Source organism: Streptomyces odonnellii, assembly GCF_000981895.1.
GTDB lineage: Bacteria > Actinomycetota > Actinomycetes > Streptomycetales > Streptomycetaceae > Streptomyces > Streptomyces odonnellii.
In genome coordinates this window covers 1-2,995 of record NZ_LATD01000536.1, presented here as the reverse complement: position 1 = coordinate 2,995, position 2,995 = coordinate 1, and the positions used below count along the sequence as shown (strand labels likewise).

Below are 2,995 nucleotides of genomic sequence, written 5' to 3'. Positions count from 1 at the left end.
CCACCAGCCGGTGGGAAATGTAGGTGCAAGGCCTGCCGGGCGCTCCACACGAAGGGCCCCTTCTCATACGAGGAGGGGCCCTTCGCCATGCACTGCTCCGGCGGCCCGCCCGGCTCCACGCCCTGACGGGCTCGGCTTCTCCCCGGCCCGGACGGGCCAGGAAGTTGCCGAGCCCGCGCACACAGCCACGTGCGTGGCTCAGTCGGCGGCCCACGGCGTGGCCGAAGGCTCAGCGGGTGATGATGATCCTTGGCGAGGAGGCCACGTTGTTACGGGCGTCCACCGCACCGACGGCAAAGGCGAACGGACCCGGGCCGGTGGCCGACGTGGTCCACGTGTTGGTCGTCAGCGGTGGGTCGGTCACCCTGATGAAGCACGGCGAGCTGAGGTCCGTGCTGCAGTAGATGGGCCGGTAGCCGACCGTTTCGGTGTCGGAGGCCGACTTGGGGTCCCAGGTGAGGGTGACCGTCTGGGTGGCCGCGTCGAACGTGCCCGTCACGCCGGTCGGGGCGGGCGGGGGAGTGCTGTCGACGGACTTCGCCGAGATCGGAGCCGAAGGAGCCGACTCGTTGCCGCTCTTGTCGACCGATGTCACCACCCAGTAGTACGTCTCACCGGTCGGCTTGGGACTGTCGCTGTACAACGTCCCGGTGGCGAGTGTGTACCACGTGACCCGGTGTTCGGCATCCGTGGGCACCGTGCTGGTGGTCGCACGGTAGAGGTGGTAACCCGCCAGGTCCGAGGCCGTGACGGCGTTCCACTTCACCGTGATGTAGCCGTTATTTGCGACCGTGGCCGACGCAAGCGTCGGAACGGGCGGCGGCGTCAGGTCCACGGACTTGGCCGTGATCGGTGCGGAGACGGCGGATTCGTTGCCGGTCTTGTCGACCGCCGTGACCACCCAGTAGTACGTGCCGCCCGTCGCGGCGGGCGTGTCGTTGTACGAGCGCTGCGTCAGCGGGGCCGTGCCGCCGATACGGTGCGCCGCGTCCTTGGGCACCGCCTTCGTGGTGGAACGGTAGAGACGGTAGCCCGCCAGGTCCGAGGCCGTGACGGCGTTCCACTTCACCGTGACGTTACGGCCGGAGACCGTCGCGGGCTGGACCGTCGGCACGGGCGGCGGTGTGCGGTCCGCGGCCGCCGACGCGGTCGTGGCCATCCCCACACCGGGCACCACCGCCAACGCGGCGGCGCATGCCACCCATCTCAACTGCCGTCCACGAGAATCGCGCACAGGCGCACTCCTTCGGATATGAGTCAGAAACCGATACGGCACGCGAGGCGCGCGCCATACGAAGAGGCCTACTAGAGCCTGTCGTTCTGCACAGTTCATGAACGGCGGGTGTCCTGCTGCGTCGGCCTCCCGGCTCCGCGCGCCCCTCCGCCCCCTGATCACCCCTGCGGGCTGATTCCCCGCACGGTCAGGGCCAGCAGCCGGTGGGCCTCGGCGGTGGGGTCCGGGTGGTGTTCTGTGGCCAGGGCGATGCCTGTGACCAGGGTGACCAGGTCGGTGACGGTCACGTCCGGGGACACCGCGCCGGCCTGCGCGGCGTTACGGAGCAGCGGGTCGACCGCGCCGTTGAGTCTTGCCGAGCAGGCGTTCACATGCGCCGGGTCGTCGGTCGCCATGCCGTCCTGGACCAGCGCGTCGGCCAGGCCGCGTGCGGACGCGGCGTACGTGGTGAGCGCGCCCAGCCACTCCAGCAGCGCGGCCCGCGCGTCGCCCGCCCCGGCCAGTTCCTCGGCGCGGGCACACAAAGCCTCGATCCGTTCGCTGAACACCGCTTGCAGCAGCGCCTGCCGGCCCGGAAAGTGCCGGCGCACCGTGGCGGAGCCGACCCCCGCGATACGGGCGATCTGTTCCAGCGAGGCGTCGGCGCCGTGCGCCGCGACCTCCTCCTCTGCCACGGCGAGGATCCGCGCGTAGTTGCGCCGGGCGTCCGCGCGCTGGACGGGCATGGCCTCATCTCCGGGATTGCTAAGTGGCGGGGTCCTCCGTATCGTACCGGAGCATAAGTGGCGGGCCTCGCCACTTAGCTGTGTGCCACCACCCCGAGGTAACCCATGACTACAGAACCTGTCCTGGTCACCGGCCCCACCGGCCGGCAGGGCGGCGCCACCGCCCGTGCTCTGCTCGCGGCAGGCATTCCCGTACGGGCCCTGGTCCGCGACCCCTCAACCGACCGGGCCAAGGCCGTCGAAGCGCTCGGCGCCGAATTGGTCACCGGCGATCTCGACGACCGCGACTCCCTGACCCGTGCCGCCGAAGGCGCCCGCGCCGTCTTCTCGGTGCAGATGCCCGACATGAACGGACGTGCCTTCGAAGGCGAGTTGGCGCAGGCCGTCAATCTGATCGAGGGCGCGAGGGCCGCCGGAGTGCCGCAGTTCGTGCACACGTCCGTCTCCGGCGCCGGGCAGCACACCGCCTGGGTCAAGGGCCGTTGGGCCTGGATGGAGCCCTACTATGCAGCGAAGATGGGCATCCAGGACCGGGTGCGCGAGGCGGGCTTCAGGCACTGGACGCTCATCAAACCGGGCTTCTTCATGGGGAACTTCCACCCCTCCGAAGAGATCATGTTCCCGCGCGGCGTCGAAGGCGGCCTGGTGAGCCTTCTGAAGCCCGAGACCCGGCTGTCCCTCATCGCGGTCGAGGACATCGGCCGTGCAGCCGCCGCGGCCATCGCCGCGCCCGAGCGGTTCGACCGTGTCGAACTGGAACTGGCCGGCGACCACCTGACGATGACCGACATCGCCGAGATCCTCTCCCGCGCCCTGGGCGCCGAGCTGACCGCGCCCGACATGACCGAGGAGGAGGCGACCGCCGCCGGGATGCCCGCCATGGGCTTCGGGCAGGCACACATCAACGAGCACCCGCAGCCCGCACTCCCGGAATACGCACGGGACCTCGGCATCCCGCTCACCAGCTTCGAGGAGTGGGCACGGGAGCACCTGCGGGCCGCGGCCTGACTCGGCCGCGGGGGACGGGGGATGGGGT

Annotated in this window: 3 protein-coding genes; 1 reads left to right on the top strand and 2 read right to left on the bottom strand. The window is 70.4% G+C overall.

Annotated features, from left to right (window positions below; genetic code table 11):
* Nucleotides 1–229: 229 nt before the first annotated feature.
* Together WH07_RS34615 and WH07_RS34610 are read right to left on the bottom strand one after the other, a co-directional pair.
* Entirely contained in the window at nt 230–1,234 is a 1,005-nt protein-coding gene (locus tag WH07_RS34615) for a fibronectin type III domain-containing protein (RefSeq protein ID WP_157877492.1), read from the bottom strand.
* A 158-nt stretch (nt 1,235–1,392) separates the two neighbouring features.
* Nucleotides 1,393–1,959: a TetR/AcrR family transcriptional regulator gene (locus WH07_RS34610; protein ID WP_046508971.1), complete on the bottom strand. Its 567-nt coding sequence runs from the start codon at nt 1,957–1,959 to the stop codon at nt 1,393–1,395.
* A 105-nt stretch (nt 1,960–2,064) separates the two neighbouring features.
* Between WH07_RS34610 and WH07_RS34605 the strand changes: the two genes are divergently transcribed.
* Complete coding sequence (locus WH07_RS34605; RefSeq protein ID WP_046508968.1) at nt 2,065–2,967, top strand: NmrA family NAD(P)-binding protein; 903 nt, start codon at nt 2,065–2,067, stop codon at nt 2,965–2,967.
* Nucleotides 2,968–2,995: the final 28 nt, after the last annotated feature.

What these genes read in the sequence shown, in the direction of transcription:
- WH07_RS34605 (WP_046508968.1), top strand. Translation starts at nt 2,065, where the DNA reads ATGACTACAGAACCTGTCCTGGTCACCGGCCCCACCGGCCGGCAGGGC.
- WH07_RS34610 (WP_046508971.1), bottom strand. Translation starts at nt 1,959, where the DNA reads ATGCCCGTCCAGCGCGCGGACGCCCGGCGCAACTACGCGCGGATCCTC.